Origin of the sequence: Helicobacter mehlei (assembly GCF_003660265.1) — a bacterium.
In the GTDB taxonomy this organism is placed as follows: domain Bacteria; phylum Campylobacterota; class Campylobacteria; order Campylobacterales; family Helicobacteraceae; genus Helicobacter; species Helicobacter mehlei.
The window spans coordinates 1-217 of record NZ_QXQP01000100.1; the positions used below are offsets into that span (position 1 = coordinate 1).

At 52.1% G+C, this 217-nt stretch carries 1 protein-coding gene; it reads left to right on the plus strand.

Annotation, left to right across the window (positions count from 1 at the left end; genetic code table 11):
* Window positions 1-217: hypothetical protein (locus EAO36_RS08405; protein ID WP_162983305.1), on the plus strand; the 217-nt coding region annotated here is incomplete at both ends.

Genomic DNA, 217 nt, shown 5'->3' on the forward strand with positions numbered 1-217 from the left:
AGTTAGAGACTGAGGGGGCAGAAGCTAGGGCCGTAGAATCAGAAGTGGCACCAGAACAAGAAGTGTCAGAGCCAGGATTAGAAACAGAGGAGCAACACCCACAATTGGAGAGTGTAGGGGAGCTAGCCCCTTCCCAAGAAATGGAGGGAGACTCCCTAGAAACTCCTAACTTAGAGGATTCTATGGAGGCCATGAATGCAGAACCAGCCCTCCCCAC